Below are 13,194 nucleotides of genomic sequence, written 5' to 3' on the forward strand. Positions count from 1 at the left end.
AGACCATGACGAGCTTGACCACGGCGCCGCCCCTCGCGGCGGCGCCGGCGGGGGCCCGGATCACCCGGGACTCGGCACGCGCGTTCGTCGACACCCACATCATGCCGGTGGCCGACGTGTACGACCGGCGGGGCGCGGTCCCCGAGGAGTTGCAGGAGCGGATCGGCGAGGCGGGCCTGTGGGCCCCCTTCTACCCGGCCGCGCTGGGCGGCCAGGACCTTGACCTGGTGACGCTCGGTCAGGTGCACGAGGAGGTGGGCCGGGGATGTTCCTCGGTCAGGTCCCTGCTCACCGTGCACACCATGCTGTCGTGGGCGCTGCTCCGCTGGGGCAGCCCCGCCCAGATCGAGCAGTGGGCGCCGTCGCTGGCCACCGGCGCGGTGCGCGGCGCCTTCTGCCTGTCGGAGCCCGCAGGTGGCGGCAGCGACACCGCGGGCATCCGTACCACCGCCGTCCAGGAGAACGGCGGGTGGCGGCTCAACGGCCGCAAGAAGTGGATCACCGGTGGCCAACGGGCGGACCTGTTCCTGGTGTTCGCCCGCACCGAGTCCAGCGTGATCGCCCTGCTCGTACCGCGCCGGTCACCCGGCGTGCGGGTGATACCGGTGGAGGACGTGCTCGGCACCCGGGCCTCGCTCATCGCCGAGCTGGAGTTCGACGATGTGCGGCTCGACTCCGACGCGCTGCTGGGGCCCAGCTCCTTCGCCTCCGGCATGGTGCTCAGCGGAACCCTCGACCTGGGCCGGTTCTCGGTCGCCTCCGGTTCCGTCGGGATCGTCCAGGCGTGCCTGGAGGCGTCGGCGTACTACACCGCGCAGCGCACGGTCGGTGGCAGCAAGCTCCGTGAACTCCAGCTCATCCGGGCGAAGTTGTCGGACATGGTCACCGACGTGCGGGCGGCCAGGCTGCTGTGCCACCAGGCCGGTGTGCTCAAGGACGCCGGGGACCCGGCGACCATCATGGCCACCTGGGTGGCGAAGTACTTCGCGTCCACCGCGGCGGCCCGGCACTCCACGGAGGCCGTACAGATCCACGGCGCCAACGGAATGAGCGCCGACTTCCCGGTCGCACGGCTGTACCGGGACGCGAAGGTCATGGAAATCATCGAGGGCAGCAACGAGATCCAGCGGATCACGATCGCTGACGAGGCATACCGGGAGTGGGCACTGTGAGCACGCTGACGCAACCGCCGGCCACCGCGCCGGCCACCGGCCCGGCGTCGCCGCCGGACGGTCCGTACCGCAAGCCCGCGCAGGGCAAGATCAAGTGCGTGGTGTGGGACCTGGACAACACGCTGTGGGACGGGGTGCTGCTGGAGGACGGCGAGGTCACCCTGCGCCCCGGCGTGGTGGAGCACATCCGCCGGCTGGACGCGCTGGGCGTCCTGCACTCCGTGGCGAGCAAGAACGACCACGACACGGCGATGGCGAAGCTGCGCGAACTGGGCCTTGAGGACCTGTTCCTGTACCCGCGGATCGGCTGGAACGCCAAGTCGGAGTCGGTCCGGCAGATCTCCGCCAAGCTCAATCTGGGGCTCGACGCGTTCGCCTTCGTCGACGACCAGGACTTCGAGCTGGCCGAGATGGAGTTCTCCGTCCCCGAGGTCACCCGGGTCAACGCGCTCGACATCGACACCGAGCTGAACCGGATCGAGTTCCGGCCGCGGTTCGTCTCCGACGAGTCGGCGCAGCGCCGGGCGATGTACCACAGCCAGCTCGCGCGGGACGAGATCGAGAGCGATTTCGTCGGCACCAACGAGGAGTTCCTGGCCAGCCTGGGCATGACGTTCACCATCGCCCCGGCGGCCCGCGAGGACCTCCAGCGCGCGGAGGAACTGACCATCCGCACCAACCAGCTCAACTCGACGGGCCGCACGTACTCGTACGACGAGCTGGACGCGCTGCGCGAGTCGCCCGACCACCTGCTGCTGGTGGCCACCCTCACCGACCGGTTCGGCTCGTACGGCAAGATCGGCCTGGCGCTGGTGGAGACCGGCGACCCGAACTGGCAGCTCCACATGATGCTGATGTCGTGCCGGGTGATGTCCCGCGGGGTCGGCTCGGTGCTGCTCAGCCACATCATGGAGCGGGCGCGGGAGGCCGGTGCGGGCCTGCGCGCGGACTTCGTGGAGACCGGCCGCAACCGGATGATGCAGATCACCTACGCCTTCAGCGGCTTCCGCGAGGTGGCCAGGGAGGGCGACCGGCTGGTGCTGGGGGCCGACCTGGACCAGATCCAGCCGCTGCCCGGCTATGTCGAGGTCGAGGTGACGCGATGACGACCGTGCTGGAGGCGGCGCCCGCCGCCTCGTGGCTGCCCTTCGCGGAGCAGCCCGGCTGCGCCGGCGTGCGGCTGTACTGCCTGCCGCACGCCGGGGGTTCGGCCTCGGCGTACCGTTCCTGGTTCGGCAGGCTGGGCCCGGTGTCGGTGCGCCCGGTCCAGCCGCCCGGCCGGGAGACCCGGCTGCGCGACACCCCGTACGACCGGATGGACCGGCTGGTGCCGGACCTCGCGGACGCCGTGCTGGCCGACACCTCCCCGGAGGGGGAGACGCGGCCGTACGCGGTGTACGGGCACAGCCTCGGGGCGCTGGTCGGCTTCGAGCTGGTGCGGGAGATCAGGCGCCGCGGCGGGCCGATGCCGGTGCACCTGTTCGTCTCCGGGTGCGCGGCGCCCGGCTCGCCCGACGACGGCGACCCGCCGGTGGCGGGGATGACGCAGGACGAGGTCGTGGCGCTGCTGCGGCGGATCGGCGGCACCCCGGAGTGGATGCTGACCGACCCGACGGTGCTGCGGATGATCCTGCCGCCGTTCCGCGCGGACTTCGGGGTCAGGGACTCCTACGAGTACCGGCCGCAGGCTCCGCTGAGCGTGCCGATCACGGCGCTCGCGGCCACCGACGACCCGCGCGCGGGCATCGCAGACGTGGCGGGGTGGCGCGACCAGACCACCGGGCGCTTCACCTCGCACACCCTGACCGGCGGGCACTTCGCGGTGCTGGAGCAGGCCGCGGTCACCCACCGGTACATCGACCGGGCGCTGCGCGGCACCTGGGGCCCGCAGCTTCCGGGCCTCGCGCCCATCCACCCGCAGGAGGCATCCGTTGTTCACCACTGAACCCGCGCGCCTGCCGTCGCGGCCGGGCGGGCCGCGACGGGAGGCCGGGGACCGGCCGCCGGGGACCGCGGGCGCCGCGGTCCCGGCGGGCCGGACCCTCACCGACTGGTTCCGGCACGGCCTGGCGCTCGACGGCGGGGCCGAGGCGCTGCGCGTCGGCTCCACCGCCGTCGACTACACGCGGCTGGACGCCGCCGCGCGGGCGCTCGCCGGGACCGTCGTCGCGGCGGTCCCCGGCGGGCGGCCCCGGCGGGTCGGCCTGCTGGCCTCCCGTACCGTGACCGCCTACGCCGGTCTGCTGGGCGCGCAGTTCGCGGGCGCGGCCGTCGTGCCGCTGCACCCCGGCTTCCCCGCCGACCGCACCGCCCGGATGATCACCGCGGCCGGTCTGGACGCGCTGATCGTGGACGAGCGCGGCGCCGCCGTGCTGCCGGAGCTGGCCGGGGTCCTCGACGGCGTCCCCGTCGTCGGGGAGCCGGTCGGGGAGCCGTTGGAGCAGCCGCTGCCGACGACGCCCGACGACATCGCGTACATCCTGTTCACCTCGGGCTCCACGGGCACGCCCAAGGGGGTGCCCGTGCTGCACCGCAATGTCGACGCCTATCTGCGCTTCGTGCACGGCCGGTACGGCTTCCACAGCGGGGACGTGTTCTCGCAGACCTTCGATCTCACCTTCGACCTGGCGATGTTCGACCTGTTCACCGGCTGGGGCAGCGGCGGCACCGTGGTGAGCGTGCCGCCGACCGCGTACGCCTCGCTGGAGCGGTTCGTCGCCGAGCAGGGCATCACGGTGTGGTTCTCCGCGCCGAGCCTGGTGTCGCTGCTGCGGCGGCGGCCCCGGGGGCTGCCCGCGGGCAGCATGCCGAGCCTGCGCTGGAGCCTGTTCTGCGGGGAGCCACTGCTGGCCCACGACGCGCGGGAGTGGGGCGCTGCGGCGCCCGGCTCGGTGGTCGAGAATCTCTACGGCCCGACCGAGCTGACCATCTCGTGCAGTGTGCACCGCTGGGACCCGGTCACCTCACCGTCGTCGTGCGTCAACGACGTGGTGTCGATCGGCCGTCTGCACCCCGGTATGCGGGCGCTGCTGCACGAGCCCACCGAGGACGGCGACGGTGAACTGTGCGTCACCGGCGACCAGATGTTCCCCGGCTATCTCGACCCGGCCGACGACGAGGGCCGGTTCCTGGAGCACGGCGGCGAACGCTGGTACCGCACGGGCGACTTGGTACGGCGGCTGCCCGGCGACGCCTTCGCGTATCTGGGCCGGCGCGACCACCAGGTGAAGATCCACGGGGTGCGCGTCGAACTGGCCGAGGTGGAGTGGGCGTTGCGCCGCGTCGAGGGTGTGAAGGAGGCCGTAGCGGTCGCCGTGGACGGCGAGTTGACGGCCTTCCTGCTCGGTGAGCGGCGGCCTCAGGCGGCCCTGGCCGAGGAGCTGGCGGCCTTCCTGCCGCGCGCCCTGGTCCCCCGCCGCTTCGTCCAGGTCGAGGAGTTCCCGCTCAACGCCAACCGCAAGATCGACCGCAAGGCCCTCACGGCGCGCGCCGCGGCGGCCGACCGGTGACGGCGCCCCGCCACCGGGTGGCGGAGCCGGGCGTGCACGGGACCACCGCGCGGACAGCACGCGCGGGGCGGCCGACGCGGAAGGTCCGCGACGGCCGCCCCTGGCGGTACGGGTGCCGGTACGTGCCGGTGTCAGCCCTCCACGAAGGACGCCAGACGGCGGACGGTGAAGTGCTCCAGCAGGTCGGTCGGGGCGAGGTCGCACGAGAGGGCCGCGCGGATGCGCGCCGAGAGCTCGACGGCGACGAGCGAGTGACCGCCCAGTTCGAAGAAGCCGTCATCCGCGCCGATTCCCTCCACCGCCAGGACCTGGCCCCAGATCTCCGCCAGCGCCGCCTCCGTGCCCTCGGCGGGCTCGGCGTACGGGGTGCGCAGCTTCGGCCGCGCGTGGCGCTGCCCGTCGTCGGCGGCCCGCTGTTCCGCCGACGTGCCGTCGCCGGTGACCCACTGGGCGAGCCGCGGGGCGAGCGGCCCGGAGGAGATCACCACATGGGCGAGCCGGTCGGCCGCCGCCAGCGCGCGCTCCAGCAGGGTCAGGCCCTCCGGCACCGCCATCTCGTAGGCCCCGGCGGCCGGATCGCCGTGCGCCTCACGGCGCGCCGCGTCGGTCGCCCAGGTGTCCCAGTCGACGGTGATCCAGCGGCCCTCGCCGCGCAGCCGGGCCCTGCGGGCGTACGCGTCCAGTGCCGCGTTGGCCGCGGCGTGCGGACCGAACGTGACGCCGCCGAGCACCGCGGACAGCGAGGACACGGTGATCCTGCGGTCCTTGGCGCGGTCCCCGAGGACCGCCTGGAGGGTGTGGAAGCCGGCCACCTTGGGGTGCAGGTGCGCGGCGCGGTTCTCCCGGTCGGACAGGTGGGCGATCTCGAACCGGCTCGGGTCCCGCGTACCGGCCGCGTGCACCACCGCGTCGATGCCGCCGAACCGCTCGTCGGCCGCCCGGACGACGGCCCGCATTGCCTCCTGGTCGCCGACGTCCGCGCCCATGGCGATCACCTCGGCGCCGCGCGCTTCCAGATCCAGCACGTTCCTGATGTGCCGGGCGACCCGGTCGTCACCGGCCGACAGCTCCGGCCAGCGCTCACGCGGCGGGAGTCCGCCGCGCGAGGTCAGCACCAGACGGCAGCCGTGGCTCTCCGCCAGGTGCCGGGCCAGGGCCAGGCCGACGTCGCCGAGACCGCCGGTGATCAGCACCGTCTCGCCGTCGCCGAACACCGGACGAGCGGGGTCGGTCTCCTCCAGCGGGTGCGGCTGATAGGTCCGCGCCCACAGGTCGCCGGCCCGGACGGCCGAAGGCCCTTGGTGCGGGTGGACGATCGCGGCCAGCGTCTGGTCGACCGCCGACGGTGTGCCGGCGCCCTCCGCCGGGTCCAGGTCGAGGTGACGGCACGACAGATGCGCGTTCTCCTGGCCGATGGTGGGGGCCAGCGCGGCGAGCGCAGCGTGCTCCGGATGCCGCAGATCGGTGCCGGTCACGGAGACGGCCCCGGCGGTCAGCAGGGTCAACTCGGCCTGCGCGGGCTCGGATTCGGCGGCCAGCACGCCGACCAGGCCGAGCGCGGAGTGCGTTCCCCGCTCCTGCTCCGCGGTGAAGTGCCCGGCGCCGTCGCCCTCGGGTGAGGCGAGCGAGAAGCCGTGCACGAGCGTGCGGGGCGCGACGAATTGCAGGGCCAGCAACTCTCCCAGATCCTCCGGGTGTTCGACGCGTACGGTGAAGTCCCCCGCCGCGTCCTGCCCGAACTCCCCGCCGGGCCTTGCCGTGACGACCTCGGCGCCGGCCACCGCCAGTCGGCGTACCAGCGCCTCGGCGCGCTCCTCGGCGGACAGCACCAGCCACGGCCCGGCCGCGCGCAGCCGCTCGTCCAGATCGCGGGTGGGCAGCGGGCGTTGCCGCCACGCGGGCAGATACGACCACTGCGCGAGGTCGTCGACACGGCCCTCGGCCGGCGGCTTCTCACCGCGGGCTCCCGGCCGCGCCTCCACCCAGTGGCGGGTGCGGCGGAAGGGGTAGGTGGGCAGTTCGGCCCGCCGTCCCTCGCCCTTGTGCAGTGCGGCCCAGTCGATCGCGGCGCCCGCCAGCCACAGTCGGCCGATGGTGGTCACGAGCCAGCGCGCCGCCGACCCGGAGGGAGCGTCGGCCTCGGGGGCGACGGTGACGGTCTCGGCGTGCCCGGTCCCGGTGTCACCGGCGGCCCTGATCCGCACGCCGATCGCCCGCAGCCCCTGTTCCAGGACGGCGGAGACGGCGGGGGAAGCGCCGCCCTCGGGGGTTCCCGGCAGCAACGAGGCCGCCGCGGCGGCCAGTTGGGACCGCCAGTCGGCCGGTGCCCGCTCCTCCTCGGCCAGCACCACGGCCGGGTCGTGCCGGGTGGTCTCGCCGTCCACCCAGCGGCCGGGGTCGCCGAGCGCGGCGACCGCGTCCTGGAGGTCGTCGCAGACCACGAAACGGCGCAGTGCGAAGTGCCCGCGCGAGACCTGGAGGGTGTAGGCGACGTCGGCCGGGTCCAGTTCGGGGTGCGCGGCCAGGTGGCCGCGCAGCCGCTCGGTGACCTCGTCGAGCGCGTCCTGGTCGCCCGCGGAGAAGGCCAGCAGGTGCGGTCCGGGGACGGCGGCGCGGGCGGTACGCGGCGGGGCCTGCTCGATGACGACGTGCGCGTTGGTGCCGCCCATGCCGAAGGAGCTGACTCCGGCCCGGCGCGGCTCGGGTCCGGCCGGCCACGGCTGATTGTGCGGCAGTACGGTGAAGCGGTCGGAGGCGGCGGCCAGCGCGGGGTTGGGCTTCTCGAAGCCGGGGATGGCCAGCCGTACGCCGTCGCGGACGCCGAGCGCGGCCCGGATCAGGCCGGTGACGCCGGAGGCCCGGTCCAGGTGGCCGACGGCCGGTTTGGCCGAGCCCAGCACGATCGGTGTCTGCGGTGTCGTCTGGAACACCCGTGACAGCGCGGTCAGTTCGATGCCGTCGCCGAGCGCGGTGCCGGTGGCGTGGCACTCCACGTAGCCGACGGACTCGGGCTTGACGTCGGCGACGTTCAGCGCGGTACGGATCACCGCGGCCTGTCCCTCGACGCCCGGTGCGGAGTAACCGACGCGCTCCTGACCGTCGTTGTTGACCGCGGAGCCCAGGATGACCGCGTGGATCACGTCGCCGTCGGCGAGCGCGTCGGTCATCCTGCGCAGCGCGACCACGCCGACGGCCGCGCCCATCACCGTTCCGTCGGCCGCCGCGTCGAAGCTGCGGACCGTGCCCTGCGGCGAGGTGATGCCGCCCGGGTGGTACATGTACCCGGTCGGCTGCGGCAGCGGCAGGAAGGCGCCGCCGGCCAGGGCCAGATCGCTCTCGAAGGTCAGCAGGCTCTGGCAGGCCAGGTGCACCGCGACCAGCGACGTCGAGCAGAAGGTCTGCACGCTCAGGCTCGGACCGCGCAGGCCGAGCTTGTACGCCACCAGGCTGGTGAGCGAGTCCCGTTCGTTGCCGACCGCGACCAACTGGCCGCCGCCGGGTTCGTCCATGACGTGCGCGACGTTGTCGAGCAGGTAGTCGGGGAAGGCGGAACCGCCGAAGACGCCGACCTGTCCCGGCGGGGCCACCGGCGGGTAACCGGCGTTCTCCAGCGCTTCCCAGGAGCACTCCAGGAAGAGCCGGTGCTGCGGGCCCATCGTCTCCGCCTCGCGCGGCGAGAAGCCGAACGCGGCGGCGTCGAAGTCGGCGATGCCGTCGACCGGCCCGCCCACCCGTACGTAGTGGGGGTTGGCGGCGGTCCGCGCGGAGACGCCCGCCGCGGCCAGTTCCTCGTCGGTGATCTCGCGCAGGCCGCTGACACCGGCCAGCGCGTTGCGCCACAGCGTGGCCACGTCCGGGGCGCCGGGGAAGCGGCCGGCCATGCCGACCAGGGCCACCGCGGAATCGTAGGCGTCGTACGCCTCGTCGGTCTCGTCCGTCTCGTCGGGTATGTCAGACACGATGTCTCCTCACAGCAGGTGGCTGCGGCCCCAGCCGCGAGAGAGCCGGTAGGTGGCGAAGGCGCCGCAGGCCACGCCGATCGCCAGGCAGACCAGCGCCGGGCGCAGCATCCGCGAGGCGTCGCCGTCGATGGCGGCGTGCAGCAGGGACATCGCCCAGTAGCCGGGCGAGGCCGGGGCGATGTGCTGGGCCCAGGCGGGCATCAGGCTGACCGGCACCAGGGCGCCGCCGAGCGCGCTGACCAGCATCGCGCCCAGGTCGGAGACCATGCCGAGGTCGCCGCGGCTGCGGACGACCGTGGCGAGCGCCGTGCCGAGGGCGAGCAGGGTGAAGCCCCACACCGCGACGGCCAGCATGATCCAGCCCAGGGTCGGCGGGACCGGCAGCCCGATCACCAGGCAGCCGAAGATCAGCAGCACGCTCTGCTGGAGCAGCAGGATCACGAAGGCCGGTACGGCCTTGCCCAGCAGGAGCTGGGCCCGTGAGGCGCGGGTGACGCGCAGCCGGTCCCAGGTGCGCCACTCGCGCTCGACCATGATCGAGTTGCCCACGATGGAGAGCGCGAAGACCGAGAACATCACCAGCGGCCCGGTGACCGCCTGGAGCGTGCCGGTCTTGAGCGCGGTCACGTACAGCGGTTTGAAGACCAGCATCAGCAGCATCGGCATCGCGATGTAGCTGATGAGCTGTCCGGGGTCGCGCAGCCGCAGCAGGGCGTTGTACTTGGCCATCAGGCCGGACCGGTAGAGGGATTCAGTCGACATCGAGCACCGCCAGGGATCGGTAGAGGTCGTCGAGGTCGGGCTTGCGGACGTCGACGGAGGTGACCGGCTGCCGCGCCTCGTGGAGCAGCCGCACCAGGGCGGCGGTCGGGTCGGTGGTGGACTCGTGGAGTTCGCTGCCGTCGGCCAGGACCACGCGGACCTCGCCGGGCAGGCCCTCAAGGAGCTGCGCGCTGGTGCCGCGGGCGACCACCCGGCCGCGCTTGGCGACGGCGATGGTCGCGGCCAGTTCGGTGAGTTCGGTCAGGTAGTGGGTGGTGTAGACGACGGCGGCGCCGTCGGCGGCGCGGAGCTTGACGGTGTCGAGCAGCGCCTGGCGGGTCTCCGGGTCGGCGCCCGCGGTGGGCTCGTCGAGCAGCAGCAGGTCGGGGCGGTGGATCATGGCGACGGCCGCCTGCGTACGGCGCTGCTGGCCGCCGGAGAGTACACCGGCCGGGCGGTCGAGGAATTCGGTCAGCCGCAGCGCGGCGGACAGTTCGTCGATGGCGGACGTGAGGGCGCGGCGGCGCAGCCCGGACAGGCCGCCGAAGAACTTCATGTGCTCGCGGACGGACAGCGGCGGGTAGAGGGCGATGTTCTGCGGGGAGACCCCGATCCGCCCGCGCGCCTTGGTGGGCTCCTCGCCGCCGATGCGGACGCCGCCGGAGTCGGCCCTGATGAGCCCGGAGACGATCTCGACGAAGGTCGACTTGCCCGCGCCGTTGTGGCCGACCAGTCCGACGATCTCGCCGCGGTGCGCGGTCAGTTCGAAGCCGTCGAGCGCCTGGACCTCGCCGTAGCGCTTGCTGAGTCCGGTCACTTCGAGCATGGCCCGGTCGCTGTCCTCACCGCTCCTGGCGGCCTGCCGGTCCGGCTTCCGCGACGGTTCGTCCCGCACTCCCGCCGGCGGCGAGGGGGTCCTCAAGCTCATTGCTCCTCCTGGGAATCGGTGTGCTGCCAGTGCAGAACGCGGTGGTCAGGACCGGTGGGCGCCGGGGCGGGGCACCCGTACCGCACGGGGTGGGGCGCCCGCGTCACTGCTCCTCCACCGATTCGGTACGCCGGCGGGTGGGGAAGGAGGCCGCCGGGCGGTGGCGGGGGGCCGTGGAGCGGGGGGCCGGGGTGGTACGGGCCGCGGGGGTGCCGGAGCCGCCGGTGCTGGCGGCCAGGCCGTAGCGGCGCTGGGTGGCCGGGACGCCCCAGGCGGAGGTCTCGACCGGCGTCGCGGGCGCCGAGCCCGCGCCGCCGCGGCCGGGACGCGGGGTCCTGCCGTCGGCCGCTGCCCCGGTCTCGCGGGCCAGCCGCTCCAGCGCCTTGCCCGCCGCCTCGCGCCAGGAGTCGGCGCCGAGCCGGTCGAAGGCGCCGAGCGCGCCCCGCAGCCGGGCGGTGGCCTGCTCGTACCGGCGCTCGCGCAGGTCGAGCGTGCCGAGCGAGAACAAGATGGCGGCCTCGCCGAGGGAGTCCCCGGCGCGCTGCGTGGCGCGCAGCGCGTCGGTGCCCGCGGCCCGCCAGTCGTCGTGCGCCCGCTGGACCGCGGCCAACGCACCGACCGCGACCGCCAGGTGCCAGCACGCCTCGGTCTCGTGGATGTCGGCCGCCTGCCGTACGGCGGCCAGCAGCGACTCGCGCTCGGTGCCGTACCACTCGCCGGGGTCGCTCAACACGGCCCGCAGCATGGGCAGTTCCATCGGCCAGCGGGTGGGGTGGTGGAGTTCGGCGGCCGGGGTGCCGCCCTGGCGCAGCAGCGCCTCGTCGGCCAGCGTCAGCCACGCGCCGAGCAGCCGCCGCCGCGGGGCCGACTCGTCCTGGTCCTCGGCCAGTTCCGCCAGGCACTCGGCGGCGTGCAGCCGGGTCAGGCCGCGCAGCCGGTAGCGGGCGGTGACGCCGCTGCCGCCGACCGGGTCGACCAGCCGGGCGTCGACCAGCGTCTCCAGCACGTCCACGGCCGACGCGGTCGCCACGTCGAGCAGCGGGGCCGCGGCCCACGCGGGGAACTCCGCCGTGGGCAGTCCGCCGAGCCGGGCGAAGAGCTGCCGTGCGGGCGCGGCCAGTTGCTCGTAGGTGCCGCGCAGCGCGGCCCGGACGTCCAGGCCCTGGTGGAACAGCTCGTCCAGCCGGCGGCGTTCGTCGCGCAGCCGCGCGGTGAGCTGGGCCAGGCTCCAGTGCGGGCGGGCGGACAGCCGGGCGGCGGCGGCGCGCAGCGCCAGCGGCAGCCCGTCGCACAGCTCGGCCAGTTCGATCGCCTCGCTGGGCTCGGCCGCGACCCGCTCGCGGCCGGTCATCGCCGCGAGCAGTTCCACGGCCTCGGGGATCTGCGGCACTTCCAGCTCGACGGTGTACGTGTCGGCGGGCGCGGACAGCCGGGCCCGGCTGGTGACGAGCAGACCGCAGGTGGGGGTGCCGGGCACCAGGGGGCGCAGCAGCGTGACGTCGGCGGCGTCCTCGACGACCACCAGCATCCGGCGCTCGGCCAGCGCGCTGCGGTAGAGCGCGGAGCGGCCGTCCAGGGACTCCGGTACGGCGGCGGCGGTGAAGCCGAGCGCCCGCAGGAAGCGTTCCAGGACGTCGGAGACCTCGCGGGGACCTGCGCCGACCGGCAGCCTCGCGTACAACTGGCCGTCGGCGAAGGCCGGGGCGAGGGCGTGCGCGGCCTCGACGGCGAGCGCGGACTTGCCGACGCCCGCGCAGCCGGTGATCACGGCCATCGGCGCCGAGGGCGCGGACAGCCGGTCGGTCAGTTCCGCCAGGACGTCGGCGTGGCCGGTGAAGTCGGTGATCCGGGCCGGGAGCATCCGCGGCAGCGGCAGCGGCGCGGTCGCGTTGACGGTGGCGGGGGCGGCGGTCTGCGGGAGGTCCAGGTCGCCGGAGCCGTTGAGGATGGCCAGCTCCAGCTTGAGCAGCACCGGCCCCGGCTCGATGCCCAGCTCCTCGATGAAGGTGCGCCGCACCTGGTGGTACGCGGCCAGCGCCTCGGCCTGCCGCCCGCAGCGGTACAGCGCGGTCATGAGCTGCACGGCGGGGCGCTCGCGCAGCGGGAATTCGGCGGCCAGCGCGCTGATCTCGCCCAGCACCTCGTGGTGCAGGCCCAGACGCAGCTCGGCGTCCAGGCACTCCTCCAGCACCTCGAAGCGGCGCTCGGAGATCCGTACCAGCTTCGTCTGCACCACGGGGCTGTCGACCTCGGGCAGCGGGTCGCCGTTCCACAGGTCGAGCGCCTCGCGGAAGGCGGCGCGGGCGGCTGCGGGCCGCCCGTCGGCCGCGGCGGCCCGGCCGCGGGCCGCCAGCTCGTCGAAGACGTGCAGGTCCAGCTCGCCGGGGGCGAGGTCGAGGGTGTAGCCGAGGCCGTGCATGCGGATGCGCTTGCCGAGCCCGGCGCGCTCCATCCGCTGGCGCAGCGCCGACACGGCGGTCTGCACCTGGGAGCGGGCGGTCGCGGGCGGGGCGCCGCCCCAGACCGCGTTCACCATCGTTTCGAGTCCCACACCGCGGCCGGTCTCCAGCAGCAGCAGCGCCAGCACGATCTGCTGCCGCCGCGCCGTGACCGCCACCTGCTGCGAGCCGCGCACCTCGAGGGAGCCGAGTACCCGGAACCGGACCGCGGTGCCCACCGGGGCGGCGGGCGCCTGCCCGTCCACGGTGGGCTCACCCGTCAGGTCCGTTGTCGAGTCCGATGTCGAGTCCGCGGGCGGGTTCGCAGCCGGGTCCGGCGTGGGGTCCGCCGTGGCTCTGGCGGGGAGGGGTGATGCGATCGCCATGTCCGTCAGCCTTCCTTGCAACGTGAGGCTCGCGGGG

8 protein-coding genes are annotated in these 13,194 nt (G+C 74.3%); 4 read left to right on the forward strand and 4 right to left on the reverse strand.

Features of this window, described 5'->3' with window-relative positions; all coding sequences use genetic code 11:
- The first annotated feature begins 5 nt into the window (after positions 1–5).
- Genes ACFZAM_RS14625 through ACFZAM_RS14640 form a run of 4 tightly spaced genes read left to right on the forward strand, consistent with a single transcriptional unit; the run spans position 6 to position 4,681 of the window.
- Complete coding sequence (locus tag ACFZAM_RS14625) at positions 6–1,172, forward strand: acyl-CoA dehydrogenase family protein (RefSeq protein WP_355341413.1); 1,167 nt, start codon at positions 6–8, stop codon at positions 1,170–1,172.
- Positions 1,169–2,278, forward strand: coding sequence for an HAD-IIIC family phosphatase (locus ACFZAM_RS14630; protein WP_355341410.1), 1,110 nt, complete (start codon positions 1,169–1,171; stop codon positions 2,276–2,278). The genes ACFZAM_RS14625 and ACFZAM_RS14630 overlap by 4 nt, the downstream gene beginning before the upstream one ends.
- On the forward strand, positions 2,275–3,117 hold the full coding sequence (locus ACFZAM_RS14635; protein ID WP_355341408.1) for a thioesterase domain-containing protein: 843 nt from the start codon (positions 2,275–2,277) through the stop codon (positions 3,115–3,117). The genes ACFZAM_RS14630 and ACFZAM_RS14635 overlap by 4 nt, the downstream gene beginning before the upstream one ends.
- Positions 3,104–4,681 carry an AMP-binding protein gene (locus ACFZAM_RS14640; RefSeq protein ID WP_391046001.1) on the forward strand — a complete coding sequence of 526 codons (1,578 nt, stop codon included), beginning with the start codon at positions 3,104–3,106 and terminating at the stop codon, positions 4,679–4,681. The genes ACFZAM_RS14635 and ACFZAM_RS14640 overlap by 14 nt, the downstream gene beginning before the upstream one ends.
- Before the next feature lie 131 nt (positions 4,682–4,812).
- Here the strand turns inward: ACFZAM_RS14640 and ACFZAM_RS14645 are convergent, their stop codons facing one another.
- The 4 genes from ACFZAM_RS14645 to ACFZAM_RS14660 all read right to left on the reverse strand — a co-directional run bounded on the left by ACFZAM_RS14645 (position 4,813) and on the right by ACFZAM_RS14660 (position 13,157).
- A complete protein-coding gene (locus ACFZAM_RS14645) occupies positions 4,813–8,640 on the reverse strand; it encodes an SDR family NAD(P)-dependent oxidoreductase (RefSeq protein ID WP_391046004.1) in 3,828 nt (1,275 codons plus the stop codon).
- 9 nt (positions 8,641–8,649) lie between these two features.
- On the reverse strand, positions 8,650–9,405 hold the full coding sequence (locus ACFZAM_RS14650; protein ID WP_355341399.1) for an ABC transporter permease: 756 nt from the start codon (positions 9,403–9,405) through the stop codon (positions 8,650–8,652).
- Positions 9,395–10,333, reverse strand: coding sequence for an ABC transporter ATP-binding protein (locus tag ACFZAM_RS14655; protein WP_355341396.1), 939 nt, complete (start codon positions 10,331–10,333; stop codon positions 9,395–9,397). Before ACFZAM_RS14655 ends, ACFZAM_RS14650 begins: the two co-directional genes overlap by 11 nt.
- 103 nt (positions 10,334–10,436) lie before the next feature.
- Entirely contained in the window at positions 10,437–13,157 is a 2,721-nt protein-coding gene (locus ACFZAM_RS14660) for a BTAD domain-containing putative transcriptional regulator (protein ID WP_391046007.1), read from the reverse strand.
- Positions 13,158–13,194 lie beyond the last annotated feature (37 nt).

It is taken from the genome of Streptomyces sp. NPDC008079, from assembly GCF_042957385.1.
In the GTDB taxonomy this organism is placed as follows: Bacteria; Actinomycetota; Actinomycetes; order Streptomycetales; family Streptomycetaceae; genus Actinacidiphila.

What these genes read in the sequence shown, in the direction of transcription:
- ACFZAM_RS14625 (WP_355341413.1), top strand. Translation starts at nt 6, where the DNA reads ATGACGAGCTTGACCACGGCGCCGCCCCTCGCGGCGGCGCCGGCGGGG.
- ACFZAM_RS14635 (WP_355341408.1), top strand. Translation starts at nt 2,275, where the DNA reads ATGACGACCGTGCTGGAGGCGGCGCCCGCCGCCTCGTGGCTGCCCTTC.
- ACFZAM_RS14650 (WP_355341399.1), bottom strand. Translation starts at nt 9,405, where the DNA reads ATGTCGACTGAATCCCTCTACCGGTCCGGCCTGATGGCCAAGTACAAC.
- ACFZAM_RS14655 (WP_355341396.1), bottom strand. Translation starts at nt 10,333, where the DNA reads ATGAGCTTGAGGACCCCCTCGCCGCCGGCGGGAGTGCGGGACGAACCG.
- ACFZAM_RS14660 (WP_391046007.1), bottom strand. Translation starts at nt 13,157, where the DNA reads ATGGCGATCGCATCACCCCTCCCCGCCAGAGCCACGGCGGACCCCACG.